The sequence below is a fragment of the Clostridium sp. AF50-3 genome, assembly GCF_003477445.1.
GTDB classification, from domain to species: domain Bacteria; phylum Bacillota; class Clostridia; order Lachnospirales; family Lachnospiraceae; genus Otoolea; species Otoolea fessa.
In genome coordinates this window covers 55,095-73,389 of the sequence record NZ_QUDH01000008.1, presented here as the reverse complement: position 1 = coordinate 73,389, position 18,295 = coordinate 55,095, and the positions used below count along the sequence as shown (strand labels likewise).

The following is an 18,295-nucleotide window of genomic DNA, read 5'->3' as shown; positions in this document are numbered from 1 at the left end:
AGTATGGCAATTTTCCCGGATTTTCCGGACAGTGTTCCCAGGCAAAAAACAAGGCAGCTTTCGCTGCCTTGCAGGTTAATGCCTCCGGTTATTTTCGCGGTACAGCGCAACCAGTTTATTCACAATGATGACGATAACGATCACGGTGATAACCGCAATCACCAGGCCGCCTGCTGCCGGGAGGTAATGCGCAATGGCTTTTAACAGTCCGGCTATGGAAAAGCCTTGTTCTGGTTCCTGTGTTGCCGTGGTTTCCGTCGTCAGGTCCTGGTAGGTTTTTTGGTAAAATTCTTTGTCTTGTTTTTCGAGCAGGTCTTTTTCTTCTAACTGCTGCGTTCTCTGGAGTAATTTTTGGGAACTGGCACCGCTCGTCTGGTTACCGTGGTTTTCCACAACTTCATAATCCGTTATAGATACTTCCCCGCCGGACGGCACCGTAATAAAGCCGCCGAATGCGGTCTTCCCGGTACGGTTCCACGAGTATCGTTCCCCATTTGTTGTCGCATTATCCTGGAACTCGATCTGTGGTGTTCCGGTCTCCCGGTACTTTCCGGCCGGGAGTTTTACTCGTGCCTTAAAAAAGTACGGGTCCAGATGCAGGGTAATGTTGTAATCCTTATACTGTTCATCCTGCAGGGTCAACGTCAGGGTCTTAAACGCGTAGACCGGGGTACAGTTGACGATCAGCGTCCCGGTGTCTGATGCGCCATTGCTTAAGTCGATCTCTTCTGCTGGCGTATCCGGTATCCCGTAGTTAATGGAATTCCAGTCCACGCTGTTCGGGTCCACAGTATCGGATCCATCATCCTCTTCCTCTCCCTCCAGGTTATCACTGTAATCTACGGTGATGGTCAGGATATCCTTGCTCGATAAGTCAATTGCATCATCCCAGGTACATGCATAAAGCTCGTACGGATCATCCGTAATCCGCGCGGTGACCTGGGGACTGTTTGTATTACAGGTAAATGTGGCACGGTATTCATTGGCCGGTGACAAGATGTAGGACGCCCCGTCGATCATGGCCTCGATACTTAGATCTTCATCCTGCGTGTTGTTCTGCGCGATCACGGTGCCGGCAGCCGCGAATGTGGTTACCGGCGTCATGATACAGAAACTGGCGCACAGGATGAGAAACGTTTTAAAATTTCTCATGCTGTTTTTCCGCCCGGGTTACGGGCGGCACACGTCGTGTGATCCTCCTTTCATGTTTAGTCGAAGAATGAATAATAGCCAAGGAATTGTTTCCCGCCAGAGTCTTCTCCTTGTTTGTAGGTTACAAACTTACCTCTGCCTGGCGCATGGATGGCCATTCCGTTGCCGATGTAGATAGCCACATGCCCCGTGTCATCCCCCGGCTTATGGTTCCATACCATCAAATCTCCCGGTCTGGCTGCTTCCCGTGATACTTTAACGCCGTTTTGTCCCTGTGTGTAGGATTTTCTTGGCAAATCTATGCCAAATTGTGCGTATAAAGCTTTTGTAAATCCAGAGCAATCTGTTCCGATCGATTTATCCAAACTGGATGCACCCCACTTATACGGAACATTATTTACACAGCCTTTCGCCAATTCACAGATGGCTCTGCGGATCTCCGAGCAGTCCATGGTCTCTAACTGGGTAGAGTCAAAGGTATAACTTCCGGAAGCATCCTTTGTTTTCGCTTTTTTTAATTCCGAAGCATATTTCCTTAACTGCTCTACATCCTTATAGTATTTTCCATCCGGTAGTTTGATGGCGTTATCCTGCTTGGTATCTTCGCCAGTCCGGAATACCTGACACAGGGCATCGACTGCAGTCTGCGTATTTGTGATTTTCTTAAACTCAAAGGTATTTCCAAACTGGACTTTCCTTCCGATTGCTGCGTTTAAATCGTCATGATGGTTTACGAACAACCAGGAATCCAGCGCCCTGGTCTGAGCCTGGACATCCTTCCAGTTCTCATCAATTGTCGCTTCCGTTCCGAGCCCGAAGGCCTCATTCTGTAAAATAAAGCTGCGCACCTTATCCACATCTTCTGCATTCCATGCCCAGATCCCTTTCCCGTTGCTGCCGTCGTATTCCGCGGAGAAAGAGCCGTTTGTGTTCTGCCAGATTACAGCACATATTGCACAGGCGGATTCTTCGCTGTAGCCTTTCATGATCAACTGGTTATAGATTAGGGTCAGGTTCTCGGTATTTACACCGTTGCCCATACCACCGAACGTGTAGCTGGAGAATGTCGAGTAAGTTGGGTCATAGAAATACTGATAAAACGTATATCCGTCCCACGCGTTGGAAAACTTCACCCTGGCTAACAGTCGGTTTGATTCTCCGTCCTGATTATTGACCCACGTATCATCTTCCCCGGTGTTCGCTGTTATAACGGATTCCGGAATATCGGAGTAGTAATCCATCCAGCCGCGCCATGATCGTCTGTCCTGTGCCAGCGTATCCGTACAGTCATCTTTTAATAATTCAAATTCGCGTTCCTCGAACCGGGTAACTGCTTCGGAGAGTTCCGGATGTTTCTGGATGAAGTTGACCCAAGAATTGCCTTTATACTGTTTTAGTCTGTTCTCGACAATCTCTTCCCTTTTCCCTTCATCCGTCTCCCAATACGGGTATGCGAAAGCATTGCCGTAAATGTCCATGGAAAACAGGGAATCATCCTGCACCAGTGGCTTCGTGCTGTCACCACCGTCATCCATTGGTCGACCGTACTGATCTTCTTCTTGGTTTGTAAGGGTTTGATCCTTTTTGGTGCCGCTCTGGATATTTCCGTTCCATGCCGTATTGTTCTTGTTGTTGGATCCGAATTTGGTCGTATCTCCGCCATCCTTGGTCAGGCGTCCGCCATAAGAACCGTCATTCGGGTTATTGTTGAGAGTTAGATTTACACCGCTGCCGGCGTTTTCTTGCAGCTGCTGTGTTGTGCTGTTCGTCAGTCCGTCCGGAAGCATCCCTTCCTCACCGCCAGCACCCGGATCCCAGTTCGGGTCTTCCTCGTAGTACGCCACAAACTCAATATCCGTATCTGATAGCACCTGCAAGCTTTGGCCCGGCGTCACTACACCTGAGTACAGGTCATTAGATTCCGTCCATCCGCGGAACGTGCATCCGAACACGACGTTGCCCGGAGAATTCTTGATTGTGATATAGTCACCGACCTTCACGGTCTCCGTGTAAAAGACATCGCCCGGGCTGTGATCGTCCGCTAAATCCTGGTCGACCGGATACAGGTATGTTACGGCGATCGACCGGTCCGCACATACGGTAAACTCGCCGGATATATCGGTTACCCGGTAGGAATCCCCTTTCTTATAAAGATGCGGGTTTCCGTCATCATCCTCCGTGCTCCAGTATTTTCCCCCATAGGGAGCCGGATCTGGGAGACTGATCGTTTTGCCGATCTTACAGTTTACTTTTGCATAGCTTTCGATCTCGATGCCGTCCGCATCGTAAAAGAACACACTGGACGTATCTGACGAAATGGTGCTGTCGTCCGGCACCAGGTAAAATACCAGGTCGTCTCCCTGGTCTTCGAAATCATCGTACCAGATCTCATCACCCGGGTATACGGTGATGTCCGTGTCCGGGACCCACCAGGCCGGCGTGACCGATTCGTCGTCCTTGGTGCTGTCCGGCAGCCATTTCTTCCTGATCGCCGGCACCGTGATCTTTTTATTTGGTCTGACTGTTTTTGTCATACCCGAATATTCCGTTCCGTCACTCTTGATAAATGGGTTTCCGTCCTGGTCCACGAAATAGAGCGTGTATGGCTCTCTGCCATCGTTCGTTGGGGCGGCGTATGCCGGCCCAGTCTTCCAGATAAGTCCCGCTATGATAGCAAGCGTCAGAAGGAATGCGGATGTCCATGCCTGTATGCGTTTGCTGCAATGATGTTTATTTAATTCTGTCATGATGCATCCCTCCTTTAATTTTTGATCAACGCAAATGGGTCAACCTGGCCTGGAGCTCCGCCTGGCATTGCAAGGAAAATACATTCCTGTCCTCCGGACGTATAGATCAAAGTTTCGCCCGGAACCCAGATTTCCGACCTCAACAAGTCATCCCCTGTATAGGTTTGCCCGTTGTAGACTGCTTTTACAAATCCTGATTTAAGGGTTCCCTGTTCATTCGCATGCGTGATTCTATTTCCGTTCACCAGGACATCTCTAATGGCTTCCTTGCATTCATCAGAAACCGCTCGCGAATTCGTCCACGCTCTGTCATGGGACGTTTTCGCAAACCATCCGCGGACACCATTAATGGCAGACCCGCCCTTTCCTCCTGGCAAGGATAGATATTGCCAAATTGTCAAGCCCTTTCTCTTTGCGTACAGTTCGTAGACATTCGCCATCAGCGACGCCTGATATCGCATTGTTACAGGATTGGTCGCTGCTGCGCCCTGTTCGCTGACACACATGCCGGCAAGATAATTTAACTGCTGATCCGTCAGCTCCGGGTATCCCTGTGCCGTAAACGGTTCTTCTGTGCCGTTGATACCAATACCATATCCGCCGCTTCCGTAACCGCCGAATGATTCAGCACTTGAGAAATCCCAGTCTGTAGCCGCGCCAAAGTTTGGCATTCTGGAAATCTTTCCGATCGTGACATATACGACTGCGCCCATATGCCCGTCGCACACCCAGATCCTGCGGTAAACATTGTCATGGACGCACCATGGGTCCTTACCAACTTCCGCACATGTATAATCGGAGTCATCGCGTCTGTGATGCCCACGGCATGCCTGATGCACATACGCGACATTTTCTGTAATCCAGTGCCCGTGCGTGCATGGATCCGCTAACGGTTTTTCCACGCAGGTATGCGGGGTTTCATAGTCTGTGTCTTCGTAACTGATTCCATTTGCAACATTTGCCTCCGCCTTGCACTGCTTGTATGTGCTTGTGCTCATACCCGTACCGAGCCACCAGTTGACACCGGCACCCTGGTCCCCGAACATGGCGTAATCCATTTTGCACTTACCGGTTGTCGCATCTGTCTCCAGTCCGGATGTATCATCTGCGTCCTCATTTGTCGCGTTGCCCGGATGGTACTCTTCAATGGAGATCTGGTGCGATGCGGCCCATAAAAAACTGCAGTAATCCTTAAAGTGCTCCTTATCTTTCTCATAAGCTTCCTTTTGTTCGCTGGATGCGTCCTCACCCGGTTTATTGAAGACCGTTGGAATAAACACAGAAGCCATGGAGATGATATCCTTCGAGTTATTCAAGTCTACGTCCTTGATGTTTTCAATCGGTTCTCCATCTGGCCCACGAAATACAATGCGGTACGCACCATTTTCATAGTTGCCGACGCTTTCATTCGTGTTGTAGTCAATCATTGTGGAATACATACCACGGTTGTATTTTGCATTGTTGATTTCATCGATAAAATCATCCGTGTATCCACGCAGCATATCAATGACTTCCTGAGCAAATGCATCCTTGCCATCTGCAGCGGATACATAAGCTGCAGAATAAGAATTGGCTGCACGATCTCCACTATCTGTATCAATGCCTTCGTAAATGGCTAAGGCGATGATAATTACCACTATCCAGAAACAGATGGTCGCCAGTGCACCGCTGCTAATGAAGGATGCTATCTTTACGGTTGCCTGTTTTACGACTCTCCCAAGTAATGTCTGTCCGAGCGATTTATGGAAGATCTTTATAAACAGCTTGTTGATGAGTGTATATGTAGTTCTGCCCGGATGCATGACGTGGTTTGCGAACCTTGCTACACGGTTATGCGTAAGTCGGTGCAGTGGTTTGGAAAACACGCTGGCCATCCGGTGTGTCATTCCGCCCGTCATCTTATTTGTCAGTGCTTTCATCGGATGTGCAAGGGCATTCTCGTTGATAAGTTTTAGTGGACCAATTCCCATTTTGTGCAGGTGCTTAAACAGTCCGTTGTACAACAACCGGTAGCTGATTTTTGTGACCATGTACATCCGCGCGACATAGGAAGTGACCATGTTGAACCCGTTTGCGGCGTCTGTGCTTTTCCCAAGTTTTAATAACAGGGAACGCAGGTGCCTGGCCAATCCGAACAAGCTGAATTTAAAGCTGGCTCCGCTGGCATCCTGGATCCTTTGTTTGACCGTGCATTGCATGCTTCCTTTGGAGATCATCTCGGCGATCGTATTCGGATCCCCGGCGGGGATCATTTTTTTAAGATCTTCCAGTTTAATATCTTCGAGCCGGCCGCCAGCAGCCAGAAATTCCGATAATTCTTCCGTTAACAATCCGTTATCTTCAAACATCTGGAGGAACTCTGTCGTAACCCGGCCTCCGTTTAATTCTAACATCATGCCAAACGCCGCAGAAGCGTCCTGCAGCCGTATGTCTTTAAAGGCACCTGCCAGGCGCGCCATATCTGCTTTTGATATGCCAAGACCTGATAATGCCTCCAGAACATCCGCCTGCTTCGTCCAGTTCTTGCCGAGTTTGTCGATCAGTTCCTGGCTGATTCCGTTTTTCGCAAGCAGTTCCCGGAGCGTTGCCGGATCCAGGTTTCCTCCCAACAACGCCTTTGCCATGGCCTGTTTTCCAGCGCATTCTGCCTGGACTGCTTTTAACAGGGCATCCTTATTGCCCCATTTGCCTTCCAGGTTCTTGATGCTTTCATCCGTAAAACCATGCTGTTTCAACATGTTTTTAAAGGCTTCTGCATCCAGATCCCCTTCCGCTTTTAAGAGTGCTTCTGCACTTGTTGCCGCCGTTGTAAAGTCCATGGACGCCATGGTACTTTCCAGTGCGCGCGCCTGCTGGGCGGAGGTGATCATACCGCTATTCATTTTGGTTAAGAAATCCGCCCCGTCTTTTGTTGTAAACATGCCATCCTTGGCAAGGCTTCCTGCGATACCGAAGGCATGTGCCATTTCCAGCATATCGTCCTTCGTCATGTTGCGGTTTGCCATGCTGAGTTCCAAGAGCGTTTCCATTTTATGGACATCGGTCTGGGCTTTTTCTAATTGTTTCGCAGAGATATTCAACTGGTCTGCGTATTTTTTTAGTTCCTCCTTATCCATCCGCATGGCCATGTTTGTCCGCGCTTCCAGAAGGGCGTTTTTAGAGCTCTGGACGATCACGTTTTCTTCTTCCAATGCTCGGATTCCAGTCTGCATGATCTTCTGTTTCGCAATCACACTTCCAAAGTGAACTGCGCTTTCCAGTTTGTCAATTGCCGGTGCAGCCTCCGTGCCTTCATAGGTATTGCGGAGCATGTAACCGACCCCGGAGGTAACTGCCATGGTGAAATACCGGCTATTGATCGCTTTGGCTAACTGGTTACGGGTGCGGACTTTATACATATCCTTATCAAGTGCTTCCGTTTTGGAACCGTTTTCTGCCGCAGATCTGGCTTTTAGGATGCGTAGATGATTTCTTTGCTTCTCTGAACGTTCTTGGGAGCGTACTCCAATTCCATCTTGACTTTCATTGCGGTCTTGGAGGCTTTGTGGTTTGACAGGTTCCATCCCGGGGGTTACGTGGAACGCTCCGCCGGCCTGTGGGACAGTGTTTTTCTGCGTGACCGGTGTATCCGGTGCCAAGGGCGCGCTGGAAGATGACATTCCGTGATCCCGCTCGAACCGGTACGCTGTCTGGTTATTGTATGCATTTACGGACGTTGCAATCATGCCTCCGTACTGCGGGTTCCTCTGCCTGATGACGGCATCCGGATTTTCCATGGCAGCACGGGCTGTCTCTGCGTTGACGGTACTCTGGACCTGTTTCCAGGTCATGGTGTAAGCGGTACCGGATGAGATCTTCCTGTGTGCTTCCGAACCTGGCATGACCGTGGTGCCATATATTGCCTGGCGTTCAACCTTCTGGTATGTCTGCTGCGGCTTTAATCGTTCTTCTTTCGTGACCCAGTCTTTTTCAGTCGCGCGGCTTTCCTGTCTTTTTGCGCTGTAGACATCTTTCTGGAAATCATGCAGCTGGTGTCCGGACGCATCCGTGATCCTTTCCGGTTCCGGCATGGAATGTGACTGGTCGGCTGCGTAAGCTCCGATACCGGCCGTACGGACACATTCTGCTACCTTTTCGCCGTATTCGCGGTATCCGCTGACTTTGTGCTGGTCAAGGTATTCTGACCGTGCCTGAATGCTTTTTTCCAGCCGTTCTCGGTCTGCGCGCAGTTTTTCCGCATCCCAGGCTTTTGCCTTTTCTGCGTCCACCCTGTTCCGTTCGCACGCCTGCCGGTATTCCGCGTCGTATCTTTTTGCATCGTCCGCCCGTTTTTCCCGTACGGCTTCTGCGTATCTGTCACGGGTCCTTGCGATCTCTTCCCGCTCCCTTGCGACTTCCAGTGCTTCCAGGTCTCTTGCATATCCGTTTAACTGAATCTTCGTTTCGCTTCCGGCACCGTATTTCCGATCCAGGTGTTCCGTGCGTTCTTCCTGTGTGTAAGCGCGATACGACGCAGTTTCCCCGGATCCCTGTTTTTTTAGGTAATCGTCTGCTGCCAGATCATGGTAGCAGGCACCGTTTTTTAATTCATCATCGCTACTTTGTCTGACTTTTTCCTGGGCATCTGCAGCAAAGTCGCGCCAGCCGGTATAGCCTTGGCTGGAGAATTTATCGTTCCTGGCCTCCGTGATTTTTCTGTGTTCTTCCACGCGGCGTTCCAGTTCCTTGATCCGCTGTTCGTGCGCAGCTTCATCCCGGCGGCGGCTTTCCCGTTCCTGCTCCTTTAATTCGGAACGTTTTTTATAATAATCCGCCGACTCCCGCTGCAATAACCGCTCACGGTCCAATGCGCGGCGTTCAATTTCAAGCTGACGGATATCATCCATCTGGCGCCGGATCTGTTCCTGTGTGATGACATGGGAGTCCTGATACGACCGTTTCTGCGGCCTTGGCTTTGGTTTTGGCTTCTGTTTCGCTGTTTTCTGTTTCTCTTTCTTAGCCTTATCGTCCTGACTTTCTTCCGTATCATCCGGGACCGGCGGTTCTTCCTCAGATCCTTCCTGATCCGGCTTTTTTTCTTCCTCGTCGGATGGTCCCGGGCCGTCTTCCGTTGTGCGCTCCCGCTCGTAATCTTCTTCGCGGTCCTCTTCCTCTTCCTGCTCCTGCCCATCCTGTTCCTGATTCTGTTCCAGCTCCTTTATGATATCCTGCAGGATCTTCGCAGCACGTTCCTGGTCAATATCCCGCACCACAAACACGAACGGACCTCCCGGATGGATCTCCGGACTTTTGATTTGATCCGCACTTACGATGACGAACGGGATCCCCTTGGCGATCAACCGTTGCCGGAACAGATCAATGGTATCCTGGTTTGCCCATAATAATCCCATCGGGTTACGCTTACCGTATCTTGCGATGACCTCCGGATGGAACGCTGCTTTCTCACGGGCGTTCTTTTCTTCGTTATATTTCTTTTCAAGGCGAATTTCCTGCAGGGCCGGGATTATCTCAAACAATCCCATCAGGCTAAACATGCCTGACCGCATGAAACTGCTCATCCCTTGCTCTTCTAATGCCATCTGCCGACCTCCTTACTTACATCTATCCCGAATGGATATGTGGCTTCTATCAGTATGTCAGATCCTTTTGATTTTTCCGGATGCATTTTTTGCGGTAAAAATTGGATTTTCCGGGAAAATTTCGTATAATATTTTTATAAAGAAGGAGTTACGACAATGTTTGATAGATTTTTACGGAGGTATCGATATGATTACACGCGAAGTTGAAGGCTCCCGTGCCTGTGAATGTATGTTTCGCAATACGCCGGAACTGGCGGCTTTACCGCAGATCGCTGCAGACCGCGGCTTATACAGTTCCTTTTTCGTTGGCATTTCCTGTGTTTTTTTCGTGTTTGGATACGATAAAGAGCTCATCGAAACCGGCGCATTTACTGAGCTTTTTACACGGCTATACGCGACGGACGAATACAATGCGGAGCACCGCCTGTTTGACCCTCACAATTTTACCATTCTTCGCAGGCGGTATAACGTCATCAGCCTCGGTTCCAGCGATTTACTTGCCTGCAGCGGCATGAACAGTACGTTTTCTCTGGCTCTTGAACAAATGAACCGGTTGGAAACGATACATCAGCTGGCAAAAAAATTTCACCATCCGATGCCGGAGTATTTTGACTGGGGCGGCGGCTTTGGGCACCATGTGGCTGTCTGCTATGCGGAAATAAACGATGCCCGTTATCGAACGACCCAGGAAAAGGCATGGAATCAGTTAAAACAGCAGTTTTTATACAGCTGCATGACGCAGATTTCCCTTCGTCCGACGGATCGGAATTACAAACTGGTTGATTATGCCAACAGCATTTATTGCGTCGGTTCGGATCCCATGAAGGACAAAAAATATCTTCATCATCCGGAAAAATGGGAGAAGCGGCTGTTTGCCTACACCAAAGATTATTCACTCAATCCATACTTGGAACATGGCTGGATCCACACCCACCTACTCGACGCTTTTTTACGTTTGTTGGACCTGCATCAGATCCCATACCGTTTATGTGACGAAAAAATCCTATATGATTCCACGATCAAAAACTTTCAGACGTCCTATGCGCATCAGGTTGCGGAATTGTATAATGACCAGCTGGTATATTATCCTGCCAAATTGGCACATTTCGTCGAATATTTATACCTTTACGCATTTATCAATACGTATTTCACTGCAGAAGAAGAACAATGGGCATTGGACCTGGTCCATTCCGGAGAGTGTTATCTCTTCTACTGCCTGCCGCGCGATGAGTATCTGACTCGATTAAAGGAATCCGGGATCCGGTTTGCGACTCATCCTATCCTCTGTAACGGTAACTCTGTAGAATTGGTTCTCGTCTGCAAGCTGGAGGATAAAGCTGACATTGATGAGATCATATATTCCATGGCGATCGATTATTCTTTTATCCATGACCACAGTTCGATCATTGATTCCGCTTCCTCGGAATTGAGGATGCCGGATGTTCACGGTGGTATCCATATTTCCGTCTGTGCCGATCAACCGTCATCTGTAGCAGGTGATCCATACATGGGTTACAGTTATACCCCGGCTAAGCGTCAGGGACATGAGGCAGAACAGTATCTGCGCGAACAGGGGCTGCTCGTGGACCCGTTACGGAGTCTTCAGTACGAAGAGAACCAGAAACCGCGTCTTCGCAAGCTTCCGGCTGGCATGAAAAAGGTGCGCCGTGCGGATGATATCCGCGGTGCGGTTCAGGAGACAGAAACAGTGGACAAGTCGTCCGTTGCCCAGTACAATGGCGTTAAAAGGGGCCGCTACCACTTTATCTCCGATTTATATTCCGATACGGAAGCGTTGATGAACAAGCATCCGGAAATGTTTGACGGATTGGTTTGCGATGAAGCAACACAGACCTGCAGCTGTCCATATTATCTGGATCCGTCCATTATCATTTCCGGCAAACTCCGGATGATCACTCGTGAGCATGAACTGACTGGCAAATTCCCGCTCATCACGGATGCGGAAAAGAAACGTTCTTACGACCTTGGTATGCACATGGTCCAGGATCCGGGGCTTAAGCTGCCAGCTACACAGGAGGCGTATGATGAGTTTGTACGTCCGCGGTTCCAGACAACGGACGGCTCCTACGTATATACGGTCGAAGAACAGCGCTGGGTCAATGAACTTTTACACCGTGGTCTGCTGGTTTCTGGTGATAACAAATAAGAAAGATTTAGGGGTGTTCCCTGGGAACACCATTCTGAAATCAGTAAGGGTAATTAAATATGGTGGCGGTTGGATACCCGCCAAGAAAGGAGAGCTGGTAGAATACTAGGAGGTGGCTAACGCTGCCTCCTCCCATGATTAAAGTCACGGGTCTCCGGCAAAGAATTGATGGAAAACGCTTAACCGCAATTAGTGGTTGAAAATATCAATCACGTAAAATACGGTTTCCTCAATAAGTGGTTGAAAAGAAGCAATATATGAACGCTCCGCCGAATCACATCGTACCGGCAGTCAGGGCAGTTGTTTTGATCATATCCGTTCTTGTCGGATCAGTCGGCCCAAGTATCAAAATAAGAAAAGCCTTGGCAATTCGCCTTGGCCTTCTTCTTTTTGAGGGAGCGTCTACTCCTCTGTTTTCTTTTTTTTACCGTGATCTGCATATGCTGTACCGTCTGATGGCTGAAATATATCAAAAATCACCGCTTGCACCGCCACCACCGGACGAACCGCCACCGCCGCCCCAGCTGTCTCCGTCGCCCCAGCTGTCTCCGCCGGTGAAACTTCCGCCACCGTACCAATCACCTCCCATGGCAAGCCAGGCAAAAAGCCGATAAAAATAATGATTAGCGTATATACCAAATTCTTATTAGACATCCACGAAGTATAAATAGTTGGAAGAGTGATGATCAAATAAATAATCTTTCGGATTTTCCCTTTCCCAGGATTCAAAATGAATGCCGGATACCAACAAAAAAATACAGCGACGCCCAAACCCGAAGTAATGGACTTTAAAATGGAAACTTCTGGATCTTCTTCTACATTTTCCCGGATTTCATTAGAAGTCTCTTCGGATACTCCGTCGATTGTCACATCATACACATCTGCAACGGTAGATAACAGTGCAGTATATCCACTCCGGATACCTTCATCAAACTGATTCTCTTTCAAATAAGGAATCAGATACTGATCTCGAATTCGTCCAGCTTTTCCATCAGGAATGTCTCCTTCCAGTCCATATCCAACCTCAATGCGAAGTTTACGGTCTTTAATTGAAACAAGAAGCAACAAACCATTATCCTTTTCTTTATCTCCAATGCCCCAGCTGCGGAAAAGCTCCGTCGCATATTCTTCAATCGAGGCTCCGTCAAGGGATGGAATGGTCACTACAACGATCTGAGATGAAGTTTTCTGCTCCAATTCTTTGGCAGTCTGAATAATGTACTGCTCCGTTTCTTCAGAAAGAACATCTCCGTAGTCATTGACGTATCCTTCTTTCGTAGGAGACACCACCGCAAACGCCATACTGCCACACAGCAAAGTTATCAGAAACAGACTGAAAAGAAACACACTTACTTTCTTCCAACGCATCGTTGATTCTCCTTCCATGATCTGCTTGTATTACTGAAAACTTACGGTTGGTACTTCTACAGCTTTTTCATCTGCTTCAAAATAATCCTTTGCCTCAAATCCAAACATGTCGGCAAGAAGATTACCCGGAAGACGTTTTATGGCACTATTGTATTCCCGGACTGCATCATTGTAGTCTCTTCTGGATGTGGCGATTCGATTCTCCGTTCCCGCCAGCTCATCCGATAACTGCACGAAGTTTGCGGATGCCTTCAGATCCGGATAATTTTCCACAATCACCATCATGCCTTTCAGTGCACTACTGAGTTCCTCATCAGCTGCTGCCATATCTTGCATGGTTTTCGCACCTGTTAGCTTTGTTCTCGCTTCCAGAACACGATCAAAGACTTCCTTTTCGTGATCTGCGTAGCCTTGCACGGTACTTACCAGATTCGGGATTAACTCCGCTCTCCGCTGTAGATTCACCTCAACATTAGCCCAAGCTGCATCAACTTTCTCTGATTTTCCAACCAGGCCGTTGTAAGCTGCTGCAAACAATATTCCTACCAACACAACCGCTGTTAAAACTCCCATCAGTCCCTTTTTCATATTCAAAATCCTCCTGTTTTCATCAAATGGTCAAAAAACAGCGTGGAATGATTTTTCATCGCTGTTTTTCGGTGCTTTTTTGTGTTTTTTTGTGGTAAGTATTTATCCCATGACTGCAAACAAATACATAGTTGCGGTATCAATGATGAAAATGAACGCTCCGCCAAACAACATAATGCCGGCAGTCAGAACAGTTGTTTTGATCACATCCGTTCTTTTCGGATAAGTCAGCCCAAGTTCTCAATCTTTCGGATCTTCTTTTCTTTTTTCTCTTTCTTTTCTTTACGCATGAATCAGGCTTCCTTTCTTTTTATATCTGAGTTTACTAACGGCAAGCAATGATGCGAACAGCTTCTTTTCCTCGACGACGACACCGACCAGGATGATGATGGAGGTACCCGTAATACTTAAGGTCCCCATGCCGCTATTATTGCAGACTGCATGCATAGCCAAGATCAGTGCTGTTGTAATGGTGTTTCCGGTAAGAGCAACCCGGACGCTCCATTTGCGGATATATTCCTCGGTTGGTTTGCCTGGACGAATACCCGGGATGGTCGCCCCACTCTTTTTTAAATTATCCGCAATCTCCATCGGGTTAAATCCGATTTCCAGATAAAAATACGTAAAGAATGTCGTAAGCAGGAAGTAAAGCAGGGCGCCCACGCTGTACTGTGGCGATTCTAACTTGAACCACTCATTGCTGCTGAAGCCTTTTACAAGATGTATCAGGATTCCGTCGTTTCCTTTTCCTAAAAACTGGATCACGATTAACGGCATGCTGATGATCGAGCTTGCGAAGATAACCGGCATGACGGAACAGGTATTTAACGGGATCGGGAATGTGGACTTATTCACGCTCCCGGCCAGCTTCCTGGAATTAACGACCGGTATCTCCTTCTGCGTCATATAAAGTGCCGCACATGCCGCGATCACGGCTAAAAATACCATCGTGATCAAAACCGCATTCACTCCTATCACGGCCGGAAGGCGGTTGGTCAGATATACGTCACGGATCGCAAAGAGATCCGATGGGAACGTGGAAAGGATGTTGGCACAGAGGATAATGGAAATACCGCTTCCGATCTCCATCCAGTCAATGTAGGAACTGATTCCAATGAGAATCACACCACCAATACTCCATACCAGAGTCGCAATCAATACGGTTGCCGGTGTATAGGTGAGCAAAAGACCTTTTGCCCCAAGTCCGATTGCCATTGCTGCTGATTGAAACACGGACAAAGCGGCAGCCAGGATCCTCGTGATGTTTTTAAAACGGTCCTGTCCGGTCTTTCCGTCCTTTTGCATTTCCTCGATACTCGGAAATACCACGGTCATAAGCTGCATGATAATGGATGCCGTAATGTATGGGCTGATGGAAAGTGCAAATAAGGACATCTGCTGCATAGAGCCACCGGTCATGGCATTTAAGAAAGCGAGTCCCTGCATACCGAGCAGCCCACGCATATAATCTCCGTTTACAAATGGCAACGGGTAGGAAGATCCGATACGGATGAGGACGATCAGGAACAGAACTACGGCTAATTTGGCTGGCAATTTTAAATCCTTTGTTCTTGATTTGAATGTACGGTATCCGGAATACTGTTTTCCCATTATCATGCCGCAGGGTACCGCCACCTTTATAGGTGGTGCGGGGAATGCGGCGGGTTTGTTCTTTATCATTTGGCGTTAACCTCCTTTTTTTAGGCTCAGGCTTAGAAATCCTTTTCCAAGCCTGAATTTTCGTTGTTTTAACAGCTTTGACATGTTTACCGTCACAGGATTGACGTCCGTTCGGCAATGGTTCCGTGAAGTCATAGGCCATCATAACGGCTGATTTCGGAATTTTCTTGATCTTACCGGTACGAAATGCCTTTAAAGTTTTCGAATCGACCTTACTATGGGATGATGCCAGTTTGGCCGTCACATCCATGACTTTTGTTACCTTTTGTAACTTGCCGTTCTGATCTGGCTCCTTCACGGTGTATTCTTTTTGGACGCGCAGGATGTCACCCTTTTTGTAGGGACTGCGTTTCCGTGTGATACTGCGATGGCCGGATGATACCTTCCTGCCGCGGTAAGGACGCTGGTCTTTGTATGCCAGATGTGTATTCCGTTTGGTTCGTCCACTGCCAAGAGCTGCAGCTTTTTCATCTTCCCCGGTACGTAGATCCAGATAGACTGCATCATAGAATTTTTCCAGGACCCTGTTATTCCTGCGCTGTTTCTGGTAATATACCGTATCGCAGCGATGTTTCGGATGAAATTCGCCAATACAGTAAGCGTCATTTGCATGGGATTTTCCGATATGCATCGTCCTTCTGGTGCATTTGGTCCTGGCACCGTATGTAAAGTGAAGCTCCACATCCGGATGTGTTTCTTTTAACGTATCGATCAGTTTCCAACGGATCGTGTTCATGAACGCAGCATCATGGAGCGGTTTGATCTCCGGTTTCAGATCCCACAGCTCTCCTCCCGGATTGTGATTCTTGCTGCTGTGGCAGGTGGTGCATACTGTCAGAAGATTTGCCATCCGGTCACTGTGATCGTTCTTCCGGAATCCAATGTGATGCATGCGAAGGATTACACCATCTTTGACACCCTTCTGACAGACCTGACAGGTAAAGGAGTCCCGGAAAAAGACCGCCTGTCTTAAGGTCTCCTGCTGGTATCTGGCTCCCTGCTGATAGTCCTTCCCTTCCGGTACCGGCTTGCCACTTTCCATGGCTGCAAGAAGCTGGATATCGAATTTTCCAACTTCGAACGTCGCTGATGTGATCGGCATGACCTTCTTATAAGCGTGAAAGATATCAAGCTGGCGGTCCAGTTTGTTCTGGAGGGTTGGCGCGATCCATCCCTTTGCTTTTTCCCGATTGTCAAAACGAGGCTTGCGGTAACGGAGACGATTCCTCCTGGTCCTGCGCAACGTCCGACAGTTATCGTGTTTCTTTTTTTCATCATCCAGAAGAATCCGTTCCTCGGAAATGTATTCATGTTTCTCCGAGCATATGGATACTCCGACATAAACAGAACCGGTATCGGATTTGTATTCGATCGGTTGCGTGTTGCCTGTCTCCCGGTCCAATAACCGGATCGTGAACGGATGATATCCCACAATCTCGGCCCGTTTGGACCGTAACAGGATCCTTGCTCGGCAGCTGGATGTCGGCATAAGCGCGACATCCGTGTTTGATAAAACAGCTACCATAATAGTTTCCTTTCTGCACTTACGTGCATCCTCCCTGACTGATGCCTGGAGGATTCGCGTGGTAATCCACGGTTTCATACAGCGCCAATGTTACAAATGGTTTTAGGACTCAGAGAGCCCGTATACGGATCACTTGCCCTTGCCTCAGGCCAAAAGCTTACGCTTTTGCGGACATTCCCGTGGTAATTTATAAAAATCATCACATGATACCACCGGAATGCCGATGTTTAAACCCGTACCGCAGAGCCTGGAACTTGTTACACGCATTCACAGGGTGCCTGTATTATTCATAAGTAACGTAGGTTCTTCATAAGAGTGTGACCCTCTTATGCCTTAGGCTAATCAACCAGCTTCAAAAACGACCTTACCAAGATGATGCTTTGGCTGTTGCTTTTGAAGCTCCCGCTTCAAATCTTAACAGAGATTAAGCGTTGGTTGTTGACCTTAAGCCTCCTCATGCCCTGTCTCATCTGCTGATGCAGCATCTTCTTCTGATGCGGTCTCTTCTGACTGTTCTGTATGATCCTCAGGGTCTGCTGCCATGTCAGTTCCAGATGTTTCTCCGGCATCTGTTTCTGCTTCTGTTCCGGTTGTTGTCTCCGCTACCGGTCCGCTGCTTTCTACCGGCTCTTCCAGTGTGATATCGGTCACGACGCCATTATCGGATGTGTGGCGTAAGACCAGTCCGGCATGATCAACGGCAAAGTTAACTGCCGCGCTGTCACTCGCCTCAATGACCACCTCCACGCCGTATTCATTTGCAATCAGTTCCGGCTCTGACACTGCCCCGTTTACTAAGCCAAGCGGGTTTCCCTGGGCATCCATAACGGCAAAATGGTCCGCGGATGTGATCTGCGGCTGTGTACCGTCCTCATTGACCGTATTACAGGTAAATCCAGCTAACCAGGTGCAGAATGCCCGGTCTCCGGAACGTCCGACGGAATTTCCGGAGCCATTGAACAGGTACAGGTTTCCGTTTTCCTCGATCATGCCGACTGCTTTGTATTCGTCCTCTCCGGCTTCGTGCCATTCGCTGTTTTTTAAGTCCCCGGCCTCATAGGTGATGTCCTCCGGCTGTATGTCACCGTCCAAAGTCACGCTGACAAACCGAAACTGGTCGGTCAAGTACTGGGAATAGACTTCCACGGTCTCATCCCCGGCTTTTATTTTTTCCTTCCCGATAACGGCATGCGTCCATCCGACATCCTCCGGATCCAGGTTTTCGATTAAGAAGCGGAAATTCGTCTTAGTGTTTCCGTCCGCATCCTGGTACGTGTTCCGTCCGGTCATAAAATACGCGATCCCGGATTTATCCTCTGCTTTCTGTGTGGCTACGGCCGCATCAGGGCCGGCTTTCTTTGCGCATCCGGATGCTGACGCTGCTAACGCCACGCACAGGATGCCGATCATCCATCTTTTTCTCATTTTTTCTTCTATCCTTTCGTTATTTTTTAATAGTCTGGTTGAAAATACCGATCCCGAAAAAGCC

General features: G+C 48.6%; 8 protein-coding genes and 1 pseudogene. 1 reads left to right on the top strand and 8 read right to left on the bottom strand.

Annotated elements, in window-relative coordinates; translation table 11 throughout:
- Positions 1–75 precede the first annotated feature (75 nt).
- Genes DW085_RS10595 through DW085_RS10585 form a run of 3 tightly spaced genes read right to left on the bottom strand, consistent with a single transcriptional unit; the run spans position 76 to position 9,478 of the window.
- A complete protein-coding gene (locus DW085_RS10595; RefSeq protein ID WP_118492651.1) occupies positions 76–1,152 on the bottom strand; it encodes a hypothetical protein in 1,077 nt (358 codons plus the stop codon).
- 56 nt (positions 1,153–1,208) lie between these two features.
- Positions 1,209–3,899, bottom strand: coding sequence for a phage tail tip lysozyme (locus DW085_RS10590; protein WP_118492649.1), 2,691 nt, complete (start codon positions 3,897–3,899; stop codon positions 1,209–1,211).
- Between the two features lie 14 nt (positions 3,900–3,913).
- On the bottom strand, positions 3,914–9,478 hold the full coding sequence (locus DW085_RS10585) for a hypothetical protein (protein ID WP_118492647.1): 5,565 nt from the start codon (positions 9,476–9,478) through the stop codon (positions 3,914–3,916).
- 187 nt (positions 9,479–9,665) lie between these two features.
- Between DW085_RS10585 and DW085_RS10580 the strand changes: the two genes are divergently transcribed.
- A complete protein-coding gene (locus tag DW085_RS10580) occupies positions 9,666–11,645 on the top strand; it encodes a hypothetical protein (RefSeq protein WP_147353947.1) in 1,980 nt (659 codons plus the stop codon).
- A gap of 402 nt (positions 11,646–12,047) precedes the next feature.
- On the opposite strand, the gene DW085_RS10575 is transcribed toward DW085_RS10580, so the two are convergent.
- The 5 genes and pseudogenes from DW085_RS10575 to DW085_RS10555 all read right to left on the bottom strand — a co-directional run bounded on the left by DW085_RS10575 (position 12,048) and on the right by DW085_RS10555 (position 18,231).
- Positions 12,048–13,013, bottom strand: a complete 966-nt coding sequence (locus tag DW085_RS10575) for a TPM domain-containing protein (RefSeq protein ID WP_182430864.1) — start codon at positions 13,011–13,013, stop codon at positions 12,048–12,050.
- A 30-nt stretch (positions 13,014–13,043) separates the two neighbouring features.
- Positions 13,044–13,601, bottom strand: coding sequence for a LemA family protein (locus DW085_RS10570; RefSeq protein ID WP_118492641.1), 558 nt, complete (start codon positions 13,599–13,601; stop codon positions 13,044–13,046).
- Positions 13,602–13,883: 282 nt separating this feature from the next.
- The gene (secY, locus tag DW085_RS10565; protein WP_243034004.1) at positions 13,884–15,212 is read right to left on the bottom strand and encodes a preprotein translocase subunit SecY; all 1,329 of its coding nucleotides are present in this window, start codon (positions 15,210–15,212) and stop codon (positions 13,884–13,886) included.
- A 667-nt stretch (positions 15,213–15,879) separates the two neighbouring features.
- Positions 15,880–16,806: pseudogene (gene iscB / locus DW085_RS19795) on the bottom strand (RNA-guided endonuclease IscB); the annotation flags it as partial.
- 444 nt (positions 16,807–17,250) lie between these two features.
- A complete protein-coding gene (locus DW085_RS10555) occupies positions 17,251–18,231 on the bottom strand; it encodes a hypothetical protein (protein ID WP_118492635.1) in 981 nt (326 codons plus the stop codon).
- Between the last annotated feature and the right edge of the window lie 64 nt (positions 18,232–18,295).

What these genes read in the sequence shown, in the direction of transcription:
- DW085_RS10570 (WP_118492641.1), bottom strand. Translation starts at nt 13,601, where the DNA reads ATGAAAAAGGGACTGATGGGAGTTTTAACAGCGGTTGTGTTGGTAGGA.
- secY (WP_243034004.1), bottom strand. Translation starts at nt 15,212, where the DNA reads ATGGGAAAACAGTATTCCGGATACCGTACATTCAAATCAAGAACAAAG.
- DW085_RS10575 (WP_182430864.1), bottom strand. Translation starts at nt 13,013, where the DNA reads ATGCGTTGGAAGAAAGTAAGTGTGTTTCTTTTCAGTCTGTTTCTGATA.
- DW085_RS10580 (WP_147353947.1), top strand. Translation starts at nt 9,666, where the DNA reads ATGATTACACGCGAAGTTGAAGGCTCCCGTGCCTGTGAATGTATGTTT.
- DW085_RS10585 (WP_118492647.1), bottom strand. Translation starts at nt 9,478, where the DNA reads ATGGCATTAGAAGAGCAAGGGATGAGCAGTTTCATGCGGTCAGGCATG.
- DW085_RS10595 (WP_118492651.1), bottom strand. Translation starts at nt 1,152, where the DNA reads ATGAGAAATTTTAAAACGTTTCTCATCCTGTGCGCCAGTTTCTGTATC.
- DW085_RS10555 (WP_118492635.1), bottom strand. Translation starts at nt 18,231, where the DNA reads ATGAGAAAAAGATGGATGATCGGCATCCTGTGCGTGGCGTTAGCAGCG.
- DW085_RS10590 (WP_118492649.1), bottom strand. Translation starts at nt 3,899, where the DNA reads ATGACAGAATTAAATAAACATCATTGCAGCAAACGCATACAGGCATGG.